Source organism: Anaerostipes sp. PC18 (assembly GCF_039789045.1).
GTDB classification, from domain to species: Bacteria; Bacillota; Clostridia; order Lachnospirales; family Lachnospiraceae; genus Anaerostipes; species Anaerostipes hominis.
The window spans coordinates 2,868,142-2,883,491 of sequence record NZ_CP121164.1 but is presented as its reverse complement, the minus strand read 5'-3'; the positions used below and the strand labels follow the sequence as shown (position 1 = coordinate 2,883,491).

The 15,350-nt window shown below is 40.7% G+C and carries 14 protein-coding genes and 1 CRISPR repeat array; of the genes, 13 read left to right on the top strand and 1 reads right to left on the bottom strand.

Annotated elements, in window-relative coordinates:
• Positions 1-112: 112 nt before the first annotated feature.
• The 4 genes from P8F77_RS15475 (at position 113) to P8F77_RS15460 (ending at position 4,063) form a co-directional block, all read left to right on the top strand.
• On the top strand, positions 113-1,753 hold the full coding sequence (locus tag P8F77_RS15475) for a Na/Pi cotransporter family protein (RefSeq protein ID WP_347256181.1): 1,641 nt from the start codon (positions 113-115) through the stop codon (positions 1,751-1,753).
• A 94-nt stretch (positions 1,754-1,847) separates the two neighbouring features.
• Complete coding sequence (gene rpe / locus P8F77_RS15470; RefSeq protein ID WP_137329705.1) at positions 1,848-2,504, top strand: ribulose-phosphate 3-epimerase; 657 nt, start codon at positions 1,848-1,850, stop codon at positions 2,502-2,504.
• 2 nt (positions 2,505-2,506) lie between these two features.
• Positions 2,507-3,328, top strand: coding sequence for an Mrp/NBP35 family ATP-binding protein (locus P8F77_RS15465; RefSeq protein ID WP_347256180.1), 822 nt, complete (start codon positions 2,507-2,509; stop codon positions 3,326-3,328).
• A 321-nt stretch (positions 3,329-3,649) separates the two neighbouring features.
• Complete coding sequence (locus tag P8F77_RS15460) at positions 3,650-4,063, top strand: 3D domain-containing protein (protein WP_034548802.1); 414 nt, start codon at positions 3,650-3,652, stop codon at positions 4,061-4,063.
• A gap of 46 nt (positions 4,064-4,109) precedes the next feature.
• Here P8F77_RS15460 and P8F77_RS15455 read toward each other — a convergent pair whose 3' ends face one another.
• Positions 4,110-5,024 carry a sugar phosphate nucleotidyltransferase gene (locus tag P8F77_RS15455; protein ID WP_024726446.1) on the bottom strand — a complete coding sequence of 305 codons (915 nt, stop codon included), beginning with the start codon at positions 5,022-5,024 and terminating at the stop codon, positions 4,110-4,112.
• Positions 5,025-5,374: 350 nt separating this feature from the next.
• Positions 5,375-6,118: direct repeats of the CRISPR family, unit length 30 nt; unit sequence GATAAACAATAACAAGAGTTGTATTGAAAT.
• 254 nt (positions 6,119-6,372) lie between these two features.
• On the opposite strand from P8F77_RS15455, the gene P8F77_RS15450 reads away from it, so the two are divergent.
• The 9 genes from P8F77_RS15450 to P8F77_RS15410 all read left to right on the top strand — a co-directional run bounded on the left by P8F77_RS15450 (position 6,373) and on the right by P8F77_RS15410 (position 15,341).
• The gene (locus P8F77_RS15450) at positions 6,373-8,301 is read left to right on the top strand and encodes a BglG family transcription antiterminator (protein ID WP_024726447.1); all 1,929 of its coding nucleotides are present in this window, start codon (positions 6,373-6,375) and stop codon (positions 8,299-8,301) included.
• Between the two features lie 184 nt (positions 8,302-8,485).
• Positions 8,486-10,591, top strand: a complete 2,106-nt coding sequence (locus tag P8F77_RS15445) for a BglG family transcription antiterminator (RefSeq protein ID WP_303009399.1) — start codon at positions 8,486-8,488, stop codon at positions 10,589-10,591.
• Positions 10,533-10,997 carry a PTS sugar transporter subunit IIA gene (locus P8F77_RS15440; RefSeq protein ID WP_024726449.1) on the top strand — a complete coding sequence of 155 codons (465 nt, stop codon included), beginning with the start codon at positions 10,533-10,535 and terminating at the stop codon, positions 10,995-10,997. The genes P8F77_RS15445 and P8F77_RS15440 overlap by 59 nt, the downstream gene beginning before the upstream one ends.
• A gap of 43 nt (positions 10,998-11,040) precedes the next feature.
• Positions 11,041-11,325, top strand: coding sequence for a PTS sugar transporter subunit IIB (locus P8F77_RS15435; RefSeq protein ID WP_024726450.1), 285 nt, complete (start codon positions 11,041-11,043; stop codon positions 11,323-11,325).
• Positions 11,326-11,348: 23 nt separating this feature from the next.
• Positions 11,349-12,719: a PTS transporter subunit IIC gene (locus P8F77_RS15430; protein WP_024726451.1), complete on the top strand. Its 1,371-nt coding sequence runs from the start codon at positions 11,349-11,351 to the stop codon at positions 12,717-12,719.
• Between the two features lie 15 nt (positions 12,720-12,734).
• Positions 12,735-13,409, top strand: a complete 675-nt coding sequence (locus P8F77_RS15425) for a class II aldolase/adducin family protein (protein ID WP_095142958.1) — start codon at positions 12,735-12,737, stop codon at positions 13,407-13,409.
• Positions 13,410-13,555: 146 nt separating this feature from the next.
• Positions 13,556-13,933: a hypothetical protein gene (locus P8F77_RS15420; protein WP_347256179.1), complete on the top strand. Its 378-nt coding sequence runs from the start codon at positions 13,556-13,558 to the stop codon at positions 13,931-13,933.
• Positions 13,927-14,799 (top strand): class II fructose-bisphosphate aldolase, encoded by an 873-nt coding sequence (locus tag P8F77_RS15415; RefSeq protein WP_287519220.1) that lies wholly within the window; start codon positions 13,927-13,929, stop codon positions 14,797-14,799. The genes P8F77_RS15420 and P8F77_RS15415 overlap by 7 nt, the downstream gene beginning before the upstream one ends.
• A gap of 20 nt (positions 14,800-14,819) precedes the next feature.
• Positions 14,820-15,341, top strand: a complete 522-nt coding sequence (locus tag P8F77_RS15410; protein ID WP_024726454.1) for a YjbQ family protein — start codon at positions 14,820-14,822, stop codon at positions 15,339-15,341.
• The last annotated feature ends 9 nt before the right edge of the window (positions 15,342-15,350 follow it).

Here is a 15,350-nt window from a genome sequence, read left to right as displayed (position 1 = left end):
AGTTTAACGTTAATTTTACAAGGATTTAACATTATTCTCCACGAAAATCATGTAAAATAAAATTGCTGTTAAGTTATGGTGAAATGATTGTGAGACAAAGGAGAATAAAAATATGAATACAACGATTGTATTAGGACTGCTGGGAGGACTTGCCCTGTTCCTGTACGGTATGCAGATGATGGGCTCCGGCCTGGAGGCAGCTGCGGGCAACCGGATGAAACGGATCTTAGAGAAACTGACGTCCAACCGGTTTCTAGGAGTCGCCGTAGGGGCAGGGATCACAGCCGTCATTCAGTCGTCTTCCGCTACGACTGTCATGGTCGTAGGATTTGTAAATTCAGGGCTTATGACGTTGAATCAGGCAGTCTGGATCATTATGGGGGCCAACATTGGGACAACCATTACCGGGCAGCTGATTGCTCTGGATGTAGGGGCCATGGCACCGATCTTCGCTTTTGCAGGAGTTGCGATGGTCTTGTTTCTGAAAAAGCCAAAGATCCAATACATAGGACAGATCATCGCGGGCCTGGGTGTGCTGTTCATCGGAATGGACATGATGAGCACAGCCATGATGCCGCTTAGGGATGCACCTGCATTTATTAACCTGATGACAAAATTCTCGAATCCGTTGATCGGTATCCTGGCAGGGGCAGGGTTTACAGCTCTGATCCAGTCTTCCTCCGCATCTGTGGGTATCCTGCAGGCCTTGGCAGCCAGCGGACTGATCGGATTTAACAGTGCGGTGTTTGTACTGTTCGGGCAGAATATTGGTACCTGCATCACGGCGATCCTTGCAGCCATCGGTACAGGGCGGAGCGCCAAAAGGACTACGGTGATTCATCTGCTGTTTAATATTATTGGTACCATTATTTTTACAACCATATGCCTGACACTTCCATTGAGTGATCTGGTTGCATCCTGGACACCGGGAAATGCGCCGAGACAGATCGCGAATATGCATACACTGTTTAATCTTGCCACAAGTTTTCTGCTCATCCCATTTGGAAACCAGCTGGCATCTCTTGCGGTGAAGATCCTGCCGGAGAAGGAAGAAGAAAAACAGAAACAGAAGCATTTGAAATATTTAAGGACTTGGGATGCGGGTCTGGATCCCAGGATCGGAGGCGCTGCCATTCATATGGAAGAAGTGGGAAAAGAGATCCAGAGAATGCTTGAGATGGCAAAAGAAAATGTGGACGAAAGCTTCCAGTCCTTCTTAATTGGAAACAGCCACAAGTTAAAGGAAGTGGAGGAGAGAGAGACATATATTGACTATCTCAACAAAGAAATTTCCGGAATCATTTCCAAAATGATGGTGACTGAGACCAATGAGAAGACTTCTGAGATCATCAGTCTATACTTTAAGATGACAGGAAATATCGAACGGATCGGTGACCATGCCGTCAATATATGTGATTACACAAAGATCATTGAGGAGAAGGAGATCAAGTTTTCCCGCCAAGCCAGGGCGGAGTTAAAAGAGATGAAACAGATCTGCCACAATATGTTCCGGTATTTCCAGAGAGAGATCCAGGATACAAAGAAATGGCTTGAGGATCTTCACGAGATGGAGCGTTTTGTGGATGCAAAGACACAAGAGTTTTACGACAGCCATCTGAGAAGGATGAAGAGGGGAGAATGTAACGACGAGGCTTGCATCATCTACTCTGAGATGCTGGTAGACTTTGAACGGATCGGGGACCACCTGTGGAATATGGCCAAAGCCATGAGGGAAATTGCAGAAGAAGTTTAGTGTAAAGGGGAAGAGCTTTTCTTCCCCTTTTTTCTCTGAGGATATGTTATAATACTACTGTTAGAGTATTAGTGGATAAAAAGGAGAAGGTAGCATGGAATACATTTTATCGCCGTCGATTTTATCGGCAGACTTCAAGACACTTGGTGACGATATCAGAAAAGCAGATGCCGCTGGGGCCCAGTGGATCCATATCGATGTGATGGATGGAGACTTTGTGCCGAATATCTCATTTGGTATGCCGGTCATCAAAAGCATCCGCAGCGTAACGGACAAGGTATTCGATGTCCATCTGATGGTAGAAGAGCCGGGAAGATTTATTGACGAATTCGCTGCCTGCGGGGCAGACTATATCACAGTACATGCGGAAGCGTGCACCCATCTTGGCCGTGTGGTCCAGCAGATCAAAGAAAAAGGCTGCAAAGTGGGAGTTTCGCTGAATCCTGCCACTCCGCTGAGTGTGTTGGATTATGTGCTGGATGACCTTGATATGGTGCTCATCATGTCAGTGAATCCAGGGTTCGGAGGACAGTCTTATATAGAAGCAATGGATCAAAAGATCAGGGACTTACGGAATATGATCGAGAAAAAGGGACTTGATGTGGATATCCAGGTGGACGGAGGCGTGACAGCTGATAATATCGCCCATATCAAGGAATGTGGCGCCAATGTATTCGTAGCAGGATCTGCCGTTTTTAACGGAGATATAGAAGAAAATATAAAGAAACTTTTTAAAGCAATGGAGGTTTAGAGATGAGTGAGTGTACTCATGACTGCAGCAGCTGTAGCGAAAGCTGTTCTGACAGAACGCAGTCACAGACAGATTTTATGGAACCATTATACAAAGACAGCAGTGTAAAGAAAGTGATCGGAGTTGTGAGCGGCAAAGGCGGCGTGGGCAAATCTATGACCACAGCCCTGCTGGCCGTGGCCGCAAACAGAAAGGGGCTCCACACAGCCATTTTGGACGGTGATGTGACGGGTCCGTCTATCCCACAGGCATTTGGCCTGCACGAAAGGCTGCTGGGCAATCAGGAAGGGATTATCCTTCCGGCTCTCACTAACTTTGGTATCGAGGTCGTATCAGTGAATCTCATGCTGGAGGAGGAGACCCAGCCGGTGATCTGGAGAGGCCCGGTGGTGGCCGATGTGGTCAAACAGTTTTGGGGTAAGACATTATGGCGTGACATCGACGTAATGTTTGTGGATATGCCGCCGGGAACAGGGGAAGTGCCTCTGACGGTATTCCAGTCCGTGCCTCTGGATGGGATCGTTGTGGTAGCTACTCCTCAGGATTTGGTTGGAATGATTGTTGAAAAAGCAGTCAATATGGCTAAGATGATGAACATTCCAATCCTCGGAATCGTGGAAAATATGAGTTACATCAAATGTCCGGACTGTGGAAAAGAGATTTCTATTTTTGGAGAGAGCCATATAGACGGAATTGCCGAAAAGTACCAGATCCCAGTGCTGGGAAAACTTCCGATTGATCCAAAGCTTACAAAAGCCTGTGATGAAGGCCTGATCGAAGATGTAGAAGAGCTGTATTTGGACGGAGTGATCGAAACTCTTTAAATAGCTGTTTTTAACATAATGTCGAATTCTTTTTTTAGTTATCAGATTTTAAGTTAATATAGAATAGTATTCAATAAAAAAGAGATGAATCCCATGGATTTGTCTCTTTTTTTGTAATATATTCGTAATATTAATTTGGGGATATCTGGTGAAATCATGTTCTTTTTTTAATACAACGGTTGACAAATCGTTAATTGTTAAGTAAACTAGCACTAAGTTGTTACGAAAATATTTCAAATATTTAAAAAGTAAGAATAAATCTTAAAAAACTATCATAGGTTATACAGTAACCAAAATGATTTGCTTTAGAAAGAGGATATTATGAAGATTTTAAAAATAGCAGCAAAGAAAAAGTTTTTACTGCTTGCCATGATGGCAGCAGTAGTGACGGGTGCACTGTTTACCGGTTCATCATCTACAGAAGCTAAGGCTAAAAAAGTACAGTATTTAGGAAAATATAAATTGACCGCATACTGCGGATGCAGAAAATGCAGCGGAGGCTATGGAAACAAAACCGCTACGGGAAGAAGAGCCAAACAGGGACGTACGATTGCCGTAGATAAACGAAAGATTAAACTGGGAAGTAAAATTAAGATCAAGGGAAAAACATATGTAGCCGAAGACGTGGGCGGCGGAGTAAAAGGAAAACACATCGATGTTTATTTTAATTCCCACAAAAAAGTAAAAAAATTCGGACGCAAAAACAACGTCAAAGTATATAAGATCAAAAAATAAAAGAGAAACTGCTGTACTTCATGTAAGAACGTACAGCAGTTTTTTTTTAAAACTGTTCCGGATACAGACCTTCAGATCTCATGGCTTTCAGAGCATCCATGACATGCTGCTTGTCCTCTTTATATGTCACACCATACCATTGATCTCTGGAGACCAAAACGTCCATTGTAGCTTTTCCTTCCTTCATCAGCAGGCTGGCCACGCTTGGTATAAAATATTCACATTTTAATGGATTCTCTTTTAGAGAAGCAGAGAGGAATTTTGAAAAACCGGTTTCCAATTCGTCTATGATCATAGGGCGGAATCCAAAAAAGTTCATAGATACAAGGGTGTCAAACGGAAGAGATGTCCAGGTATTTCCGTCATCTTCTGTAAACTCGGCGTGATCTCCGCGCTTTTCAATATGAGTCCGCTCTGTGATGGAGAGCAGCTGATGATTTTCATCAACTTTACAAATTCCTCTGGATACATATCCGCTGTCTGTCACAGTATTTCCAAGATGGTATCCGACCATTGCAAATTTTGCTTTGGCGGAAGAAGACTCTTTCATAAGAAATTGGGCCATAGCCTGATAGCCGTGGATGCCGTAATAATCATCGGCATTGATAACGGCAAATGGTTCCTCAATAAATGGCTTGGCACAGAGAACCGCATGGGCGGTACCCCATGGCTTTATCCTGCCTTCCGGGACAGAGAAGCCAGCAGGAAGGCTGTCCACTTCCTGAAATGCATAACAGACTTCCATTCCGTCCGGAATCCGGGAACCTACCGTCTCCTTAAAATCTGTTTCAATCTCTTTTTTAATTATAAACACTACTTTTCCGAAACCGGCCCGTTTTGCATCATAAATAGAATAATCTATAATTGCATGTCCCTGGTCATCCATAGGGTCCATCTGTTTCAGCCCCCCGTAACGGCTGCCCATGCCGGCGGCAAGAATCACTAACGCTGGTTTTTTCACTTTTGATACCTCCAAATCAATTTCTGAACAACATTATACCTTATCGCGCAAAGCGCGTCCATCCGAAGGGTATAAAATACGGTGTGCCCTGTGGGTATAACATACCTTATCATATGAAGCACGTTCATTCGAAGGGGATAAAATAAGGTGTGAAAAGTACAGAGAGGCTGTTTGAGTTTCCCAACCCCGAAACAGGGAAAAAACCTGAGAAGCGGCGTGAAATGGCGAATTAGACTTAGTTTAAGCTGGGAAACACAAAAAAACAAATTAGTTGGGAAAAAACAAAGGAAACGTTGATTTTATCAGGAAAACTGGCTATAATAAAAAACAGAAATGGCTTAAAAGCGTTGGATAAACAATAACAAGAGTTGTATTGAAATATGCGAACTCCGGCGTTGTTTCTTCTGCGGCACGGGATAAACAATAACAAGAGTTGTATTGAAATGTTGTCAAACGAGGTTGCAAAATTAAATTCGGCTTTGATAAACAATAACAAGAGTTGTATTGAAATTACAGGGCGCAAAAATAGAACTTGCCAGGCGGGAGTGATAAACAATAACAAGAGTTGTATTGAAATTGCACTGAGAATCTTTGGCCCGGACCTCCTTTTTGGATAAACAATAACAAGAGTTGTATTGAAATACTTGTTCCGGGCTCAGAACCCGGATATTTTCACAGATAAACAATAACAAGAGTTGTATTGAAATGAAACTCCAAAAACTGGGGATATGCGGCATGTGGCGATAAACAATAACAAGAGTTGTATTGAAATTTCCCCTTCCATTTCACTACTGGATTCATTTTTCGATAAACAATAACAAGAGTTGTATTGAAATTGTAAAAACGTCGATGAGCATGGATGGATACACAGGGATAAACAATAACAAGAGTTGTATTGAAATCTTTCTAAACATTTATTAAAAAGTATCTTTTTATAAGATAAACAATAACAAGAGTTGTATTGAAATACGTTAGAAAGACGATTATCTATACTAGATATACGATAAACAATAACAAGAGTTGTATTGAAGTTTAAAACTTCTCTTTTAGTGTTCCGCTAATTGGATAAACAAAAACAGGAGTTGTCCTAAAAACAATAGTGAAGTTCAACAAAACAATATTCTGCTTAAATTCAACAATCTTTCTTTTACCCAAAGATCCGGTCTCCCCGGATCTTTATTATATATTATATAAATACAAGAATCCCAGGTATGGTATATGGTCTTTGATACAATCCTGCTTTACCTGCGGCAGACCCGCTTATTATCAGTTGCGGAATAGGATACTGTTAAGGTATAATGATATATATGACCAGCGGATATAAAAGTAACACAAAAGAGGGATTTGAATGTTTAACCAACGACAAATTGAAATATTATTAGAATTCTGCAATCACTCCGATGAGTTCCTGACAGCGTCCCATTTTGCAAAGAAACTGGACGTGAGCCTACGGACGGTTCAGGGGGACATGAAAGTGATCCGGAAGGAACTTGCGGATGAGACGTGTGCGGAATTGGTTTCCAAGGCTTCCAAGGGAAGCTGTATCCAGGTGAAAAACTATGATGAATTTTCCGCATTCGTGAATTCTCTGTACCAGCAGTACACAACGGTATCTCTCAATTACCCTACAAGCCGCATCAGCAAGATACTGCTTTTGCTCCTGAACAGACACCGGGCCGTATCTGTTATGGAATTGGAAGACAAGTTTTATATTTCGAGATCCACACTGCAGAATGATTTGAAGAAAGTAGAGGAAATCCTTGAAAAGTTCCAGCTGGAACTATTAAAAAGCAGCAATAAAGTCATGATCGACGGATATGAGATCAATAAGAGACGATGTCTGGCGGAACAGGACCTCTATCTGGCCCATATCAAAAATGAACAGGGCATGGTATATATTGATGAGAGACAGCTGGCAAAGATTAAAAATATACTGACTGATATTTTTGTGAACTATAAGTATCATATTATGGACACCGACTTCAACAATGCGATTCTGTTTTTGAATATCATGATCTGCCGGATGGGCGAAGGATTTTACATACAGCCGGGCGAACTGGATATTTCGGAACAGCTGGGCAATGAGTACGAGATTGCCAAAGCAGTCTTTGGAAAAATCAGCCGGAGATTTTTCATAAAAGTGCCGGATGAGGAGATACGGTATTTTTCTCTATACCTGAAGGGACAGGGCAATAACAGAGATTCAGATACGATTACCCAGGAGATGGATAATTTTATTTCTGAAGCTTTTGAAGAGATCCGGCGGAACTTTGGAGTGGATTTTACTGACAACATAAATCTGCGGATCACATTGGCACTGCACTGTATGTCTTTGAGTATCCGGATCAAATATGACATGCAGGTAAAGAATGATATGCTCAACTATATCCGGGAGACCTTCCCGCTTGGATATGATATTGGAGCTTATTTTGCATTTCTGCTTCATCAGCAGTATGGAAAGCGGGTGTCGGAAGATGAAGTGGCGCTCCTGGCCGTCCATTTTTACAGCAGCCTTTTGGAGCTGAACAGCCGCCAGGGAAATAAAAGGATTCTCGTGATCTCCGCTTTGAAAAACAGTATGACGCTTTTGATGAAACAGACCCTGCTAAAATGGTTTTCGGAGTATGTTTCAGTCATAGACTTCATGAATCCTATGGATGTGACAGAAGACATGCTGGATGAATACGATATTTTTCTGACCACAGAAAAAGAAGAATTTTTTGAGAAGGGACTGGCGATGTATGTGGACACATTCCCGAATCAGCATGATTATATGAATATTAAGCTGAATATTGATGGATTTAAGGATATAGAAGATGTGGCAGATATTTTTCATCCGGAGCTGTTTTCCAGCGTGAAGTCATCGAATAAGGAAGAAGTGCTCAGTATGCTCTGCGAAAAATCCACTGCTTATTTCCAGGTAGAAAATCTTCATTTACAGGTTTTACAGAGGGAAGAAATCGGCAGTACCTTTTTCAGCAAACAGATCGCAGTGCCTCATCCGATGTATGCGGTTTCATCCGATACGTTTGTGGCAGTGTGTGTATCGAAAGAACCTATCATTTGGGATGAAGAGAAAAATGAGGTACACTTAGTGATGCTGATGCACATCGGAAAAAATAATCCGCAGGCATTTCAGCTTTGGGACTATTTTTCCAAAATGTTCGCCGATAAGTCTCTGGTGGAACGTCTGGTGGAAGATCCGTCTTATCCTAATTTTATCCGGCTGGTAAAAGGGGCTCTGGAGACAGGCATCAACAGTACGGAGACAATTTAAGATCGTTTAATATAATCAGGGCAGAAATTCGTTTTTTGGGATTTCTGCCCTGATTTTATGTTATAGGGAGAAGGTCCGGCAGTTTTTAAATTAACCCAATTTCACGTTTTTCTATTGCATCTGATTGGACTTTTTTGTTGAATCAAATGGATTTAGAATAGAACTAAGCTCAAGGAGGAGAAAAATGAACAGGAGAAGCAATAAGATTCTGAAGGATCTGATCCTCGGTATTCATGCAGACGTTTCCGGATTAGAGGAGAAATATAATATACAGGAGAGAACGATACGGGCAGATATAAAAGAGCTGAATAAAGATCTGGAAGCATATGAGCTGCCGGTGATCGCCTCGGATCTTGACGGAAAGCTGTGGATTGACACAGATAAAAAAGTGGATATCCGGGCCTATGAGAAATTTATATCGAAGTACGACTTTTATACTTATTACCTTTCAAAAAAGGAACGTTCCACCATTCTTGCAATGATCCTTCTGAATGCCAGCGGATATGTGACGGTGGACCAGCTGAAAGAAAAGATCGGGGTCAGCCGCAATACCCTGCTTCAGGATCTTCAGGAATTGAAAATCTGGTTTAAAGAAAATGGAATGACGCTGGTATCCCAGGTAAGGAGGGGATATATTATTGAGGCATCGGAGCTGGATGTACGGAAAGGCATCTTAAAGCTTCTGGAAGTAAATGGCGATGACAATTACTATAAGAACGGATACGATCTGAGTGTTTTTTGGAATCTTCTGTTAAAAGAGGCAGACAGCCTGGAGATTTATGAGAAGATGAAAAACTGTATTCTGGAAGAAGAGGAAGAGACACAGATATTTTTTGCCGACTATTCTTTTTTTGAGGCTGTGACAGAGCTTACGATTGTAGCCAACCGGATCGTACGAAAGCATTTTCTTCCGGGGTATTTCACCAACGAATGGAAATATTTAAAAGAAGGCTCCAAATACACGTTCAGCAGAGGGCTGTTCGGGAAAATTTCAGACATGTTTCAGATGGATGTGCGTGAGGTCGAAATCCTCTACTACACGGAGTGTCTGAATGGAAAAAGTTGTTTAAAGGACGATGCACAGAAAACTAATGCGCTGGAACTCAGAGTCATGATCGCGGAAACCATCTATCAGATCTCCAGCTGTTTTGGAATCGACTTTTATCTGGACTTTACTCTTTATGATTTGCTGGTGGCTCATATGCGGTCCGCGGTGCACCGGCTGAAAAACAGTGAAGTTCTGGTAAACCCGCTGAAGGATACGCTCATGCAGGATTATCCGAAGATTTTTGAGAGTGTGAAACAGCATCTCGGCTCACTGGAAGATTATGTGGGCCAGAAATTTTCAGAAGATGAAATGTCTTTTATGGTGCTGTATTTTGCCTCGGTGATGGAAAAAGAAAAGGCAGAGACAGAAAAGAGCAGGAAAGTAAAAGTGGCTCTTGTATGTGCAACCGGAAGAGGGACGGCACAATTTATGCTGGCGAAGCTGAAGACGCTGGATGATATGATCGAGATCGTCAGTATCTCTTCTTTCCATAATATGAGGGAGATCGAGAAAAACGGAACCCAGATGATCATCTCAACAATCCCGTTAGATAATGTGAAGATTCCATATGTGGAAGTGCGGTCGCCTATGCTTGAGAAAGACGATATCCTGGATATTCAGAGAAAGGTCCTGGAAATACGGGAGGGAGACGGCGGAGACAGTAAAGAACGGGAGCCGGAAATCACAAGTCCGCCGGATGTCAATATTCAGGGTGCGTTCTATGATCTGCTGAATGAGGAGAGGATTCAGGTGGGATACGAGGCCAAAGATTGGGAAGATGCGGTTCGCCAGTCGGGAAATCTGCTTCTTTCTACAGGTGCGGTAGAGCCTGGATACGTGGACGAAATGGTAATGAATATCAAAAAGAACGGTCCTTATATTGTCGTCTGCCCGGAAACGGCGCTGCCTCATGCAGATACAGAAAAGGGGGTAATCAAAGAGGCAGCTTCACTTCTTAGATTAAAGCATCCCATCGATTTTCACAGTGGAGTTAATGATCCGGTTCGATATGTGATTGGAATGAGCATTCAAAGTGCGGAAAGCATTAACCGGGCAATTTATGATTTAATGATGATTTTTGGAAATGAGACGATAAAGAAAAAATTAGATCAGATGGCGGATACAAAAGCGATGTTAAATGCAATCAAACAACTGGAAAATAATTATAACAAGGAGAAAGATAATGAAAAAAATAATTGGCAAAGCAGACAAAAATTATCTGGCAGTGTCTTTATCAGGTGAAAATGACAAGGAGATTCTTGGCCAAATGGCAGATGTTATGTTTCAGGAAGGATATGTAAATGAGGGATTTCATAATGCCATTATTCGAAGAGAAGAAAACTTTCCCACGGGTCTTCCTACAGGAGAAATTAATGTAGCTATTCCTCATACGGATCCTGAATATGTAAATAGACCAGCGGTATGTTTAGGAATTTTAGACAGTCCGGTCAAATTTAACGTTATGGGAATGGAAAATGAAACAGTTTTAGTTTCTGTTCTCTTCATGCTGGCAATTAAAAAGAAAGAAGATCAGTTAGGACTGCTGCAGAAATTAATTGCAACATGTCAGGATCAAGAAATGTTAAAGGTAATTCAATCTGGTGATAAAAAGAAAATAGATGAAGTATTAGGAGAGCTAGTGAAGTAAAAAGGGTAACAATTATTTATTTAAATAAAAGGAGACGATGATTATGAAAAGAATTTTAATTGCGTGTGGTTCAGGAGTATGTACATCTACAGTTGCTAATCAAAAAATTTCGGATTTTCTAAATGAAAATGGATACGAAGGTCAGTACAAAATGGAACAATGCAAAGTTACTGAAATTGTGGCAAAATCAGAGAATTTTGATTTTTGCATCTCCACTACAGCAGCACCAGCGGGTGCAAAGTGTCCGGTATTAGCAGGATTGCCGTTGCTTACAGGAATGGGAATGGAAAAACTTTATCAGGATATTTTAGAACAAATGAAAAAATAGTTTGAAAGGAAGGTATGAATATTATGGGAGCATTACAAGGTGTATTAAAAGTATTCGATTTTATTTCTGGTTTAGGAGCAACGGTAATGATGCCGATTCTGCTTACGATATTTGGGTTAATACTGGGTGCAAAATTTGGAAAAGCACTTCGTGCAGGTTTAACAGTTGGAATTGGTTTTGTGGGATTAAATCTTGTCATTGGAGCGATGGGAGACAGTCTGGCTCCGGCAGTACAGACAATGACAGAAAGATTTGGATTGACATTATCCACAGTTGATGTTGGATGGCCTGCGGCAGCAGCAATTGCGTTTGGGTCTAAAATCGGAATGATTATGATTCCATTAGGATTAGTGATTAATATCATAATGCTGATTACAAATACAACACAGACCATTGATGTGGATATTTGGGATTACTGGCATTTTGCTTTCACAGGAGCATTAGCAGCGGCTTTAACAGGGAGTTTTACCATTGGACTGATTATTACGATTGCAAATATGATTATTGTTATGGTAATTGGAGATTATACTGCTCCGAAGGTAGAGGAAACCTTAGGAATGCCGGGTGTGTCATTGCCTCATGGGTTTACAGGAGCATTTGTCCCGATTGCAATTGTCATTAATAAGATTATTGATTTGATCCCAGGAGTTCGTGATATTGACATTAATATTGAAAAGCTTCAAAAACGTTTTGGTGTATTTGGTGAACCAATGTTAGTAGGTACCGTATTAGGTGCGGTCATTGGAGCATTGGCAGGATATGATATTGCAAAGATATTGCAGACAGGTATTACATTAGGTGCGGTATTGGTTTTGATTCCTAAGATGGCAGCTCTGCTGATGGAAGGATTGATGCCAATTTCAGAAGCAGCATCTGAATTTGTAAAGAAAAGATTTAAAAACAGAGGAAAGATTTATATTGGATTAGATTCTGCAGTAGGTGTAGGGCATCCAACCTGTTTAACGGTATCTTTAATTTTAGTACCATTGTCAGTTCTTTTGGCTGTAATTCTGCCTGGAAATACTGTTTTACCAATGGCTGATTTGGCAGTTCTTCCTTATATTTTTGTATTGGTTGTACCGTTAGTGAATGGAAATGGATTTAGAACTTTAATTACTGGTATTTTATGTCTGGTATTTGGATTTTATATTGCAACAGATTTGGCACCAATGATTACAACTGTTGCGAAATCTGTAAATTTCGCAATTCCAAACGGAGCAACAACTATTTCCTCCATTTGTGATGGAGCGAATCCTTTAACATGGGTTTTAGTAAGATGCAATAATTTTGGTGCTGTCGGAGTAGCAATTTTCGTAATTATAGCATTGGCACTGGCAGTATTGAATAGAAAACGTATTTTAAAAGAAGCAGAGGCAATGCATTCTGAAGGATAAAAACGGAGGAAAATTATGTTTGAACATGAGAAGGCTCAAATGATTAAAACCGGAACAAAAATGGACCGATATGGTTTAATTGCTTTATCAGGCGGGAATGTGAGCCAGCGTATGCAGACAGGAGAGATACTGATTACACCATCTGGAATGATTTATGAGGATATGGTACCAGAAGATATTTTAGTAATGAATTTGGAAGGAAACGTAATCGAAGGGACCAGGAAGGCTTCATCTGATACAGAAGGTATTTTATACATCTTTAAAAATAGAAAAGATATAAATGTGGTAATTCATACGCATCAGCCGTATGCAACAGCTATAGGACTGGTTCAGGATAAATTTGAAGTCAATTTAACAACATTGGCAAATGCCTGCGGCGGGGATGTGGCAGTAACACCATTTAGTTCAGCAGGCAGTGTTGATATGGGGAAGGATACTGTGAAATATTTAGGAAATTCTCTAGCTGTCATTTTATCAAATCATGGGGTTATGGCAGTAGGAAAAGATTTGAAACAGGCTCTTTGTTCTGCGGTATATCTGGAAGAAGCAGCGAAAACATTTTTGGCGGCTAAATCTGTTGGAGAACCGAAAAAAATGTCAAGGGAGCAGGTAAAACAAGCAGTAGAATTGTTCCATTATTATGGACAGGGAACGCCAGAGATTCCAAAAGAATTAGTCAAAAGAATATAAACGAAAGGGAAGCAATGATGAAACATTATGTATATAGACCATCCCATTTTTGCATTCAAATGACAATACCGGGTTTATTTACTGGGCTGATAGGAATTTTTTGTTTTATCCGGTTTCTTTCAGAGGGACGAAATCCTGTATATTTGATGATTTTATGTTTATGTATTTATAATGTTTGGAATGTATTTATTTCTATCAGTAATCCTTCAGAAATTATGATAAGGAATGGAAGCATTGAATTTTACGCCTATAGAAAAAGTCATAAATATAAGATTGATCAGATTCAAAGCTATCATATGAGACCTTTGGCAGGAAATACGAGAATGTATATGACGTTTAACAATGGAGGGATTTTAAAAGGGAGATATTGGATAAGAATATCTGAATTTTCAAATAAAAAAGAACTGGAAAATTATTTCTATGATTTAGATAGTAAAATTAATCCAGATTCTCTTGTGACAGAGGCAAGAATACAGGGGAGAAAAAGATTGAAGACAGTTTTACAGGAGGAAATAAAATGTTAGTTACATTAAAGGAATTGCTGGATCAGGCCAAAATTGAGAAAAAAGCGGTTGGTGCTTTTAACGGAACTACGTTGGAGTCCATTCGTGGCATTATTCAGGCCGCAGAAGAATTAAATTGTCCTGTGATTCTTCAACATGCACAAAGTCATGATGACATGATTGATCTGGAGGAAATTGGACCAGTTATGTTGTATTATGCGAAACGTGCAAAAGTACCAGTTGCACTCCATTTAGATCATGGAAGCAGTTTTGAGCGGTGTGTGCAGGCACTTCGTTTAGGATTTACTTCTGTTATGTATGATGCATCAGCAAAAAGTTTTGAAGAAAATGTGGAAGAAACAGCAGAAATCGTTAAAATAGCTCATGCGGTTGGAGCAAGTGTAGAAGCTGAATTGGGACATATCTTTACTTCTGAAGTTGTCCAGGGAGAGGGAACAAGTTCTGACAGCACAGATGATTATGAAGACTTGAATGATATTTATACAGACCCTCGGGCTGCAAAAGAGTTTGTAGAAAAGACAGGTGTTGATTGTTTGGCAGTTGCATTTGGTACAACACATGGAGTATATCTGACAGAACCTAAACTAGATCTTCCGCGAGTTGCAAGAATTAGTGATGCAGCAAATGTGCCATTGGTAATGCATGGAGGTTCTGGTGTATCTGATGCGGACTATAGAATTGCCATTGAAAATGGAATCTGTAAAGTGAATTACTATACATACATGAATACAGCAGGTGGAAAAGCATCAAAAGAGTACTGGAAAGATGAAGAGACTCCTTTATTTTATGATTCCATGTCTTTAGCAGCGACAGAGGCAATCAAAGAAGATGTAAAAAGAGCAATTCAGGTATTTCAGAAATTGTAAATTTAGGAGGAGAGTCAAATATGGCAGTATATAAAGAAACGATTAAAGTGGAATCTCATGGGAAAACACCAACTTATATCAATATTACACCTGAGGTAAAAAGAGTTATTGAGGAAAGTGGAATTCAGAATGGAATTTGTACTGTGATTTCTCCGCATACGACCTGCTCCGTATTTTTTGAGGAATTTGTCCACGATTATAATGAGGATGGAGACGAATTTTTGCAGGAAGACTTAAACAATGCTCTGGCAAAGATCATTCCGGATCATATAAGTGGGGACCAGTACAATTATCCGGGAGAGGAACACTACAAAGAAGTGGAAACCTGGCCGGATGTAGATTTTTGGCTTCCGGGAGGAGACAGGACCGCTTTATTCAACGGAGATGCCCATCTGAGATCTACGATTCTCGGGTCCAGTGAAGTCTTCGATGTGGAGGACGGAAAATTAGGAGTCGGTGTTACAGGATATGTCTATTTTGTAGACTTTGACCGCACGCGTCCCCGGGAAAGAAAATGTAAAATAGTTGTCATTGGAGAGTAAGGAGGAGAA

Coding starts and splice junctions, on each gene's coding strand:
- P8F77_RS15475 (WP_347256181.1), top strand. CDS start 113: ATGAATACAACGATTGTATTAGGACTGCTGGGAGGACTTGCCCTGTTC.
- rpe (WP_137329705.1), top strand. CDS start 1,848: ATGGAATACATTTTATCGCCGTCGATTTTATCGGCAGACTTCAAGACA.
- P8F77_RS15465 (WP_347256180.1), top strand. CDS start 2,507: ATGAGTGAGTGTACTCATGACTGCAGCAGCTGTAGCGAAAGCTGTTCT.
- P8F77_RS15460 (WP_034548802.1), top strand. CDS start 3,650: ATGAAGATTTTAAAAATAGCAGCAAAGAAAAAGTTTTTACTGCTTGCC.
- P8F77_RS15450 (WP_024726447.1), top strand. CDS start 6,373: ATGTTTAACCAACGACAAATTGAAATATTATTAGAATTCTGCAATCAC.
- P8F77_RS15445 (WP_303009399.1), top strand. CDS start 8,486: ATGAACAGGAGAAGCAATAAGATTCTGAAGGATCTGATCCTCGGTATT.
- P8F77_RS15440 (WP_024726449.1), top strand. CDS start 10,533: ATGAAAAAAATAATTGGCAAAGCAGACAAAAATTATCTGGCAGTGTCT.
- P8F77_RS15435 (WP_024726450.1), top strand. CDS start 11,041: ATGAAAAGAATTTTAATTGCGTGTGGTTCAGGAGTATGTACATCTACA.
- P8F77_RS15430 (WP_024726451.1), top strand. CDS start 11,349: ATGGGAGCATTACAAGGTGTATTAAAAGTATTCGATTTTATTTCTGGT.
- P8F77_RS15425 (WP_095142958.1), top strand. CDS start 12,735: ATGTTTGAACATGAGAAGGCTCAAATGATTAAAACCGGAACAAAAATG.
- P8F77_RS15420 (WP_347256179.1), top strand. CDS start 13,556: ATGATTTTATGTTTATGTATTTATAATGTTTGGAATGTATTTATTTCT.
- P8F77_RS15415 (WP_287519220.1), top strand. CDS start 13,927: ATGTTAGTTACATTAAAGGAATTGCTGGATCAGGCCAAAATTGAGAAA.
- P8F77_RS15410 (WP_024726454.1), top strand. CDS start 14,820: ATGGCAGTATATAAAGAAACGATTAAAGTGGAATCTCATGGGAAAACA.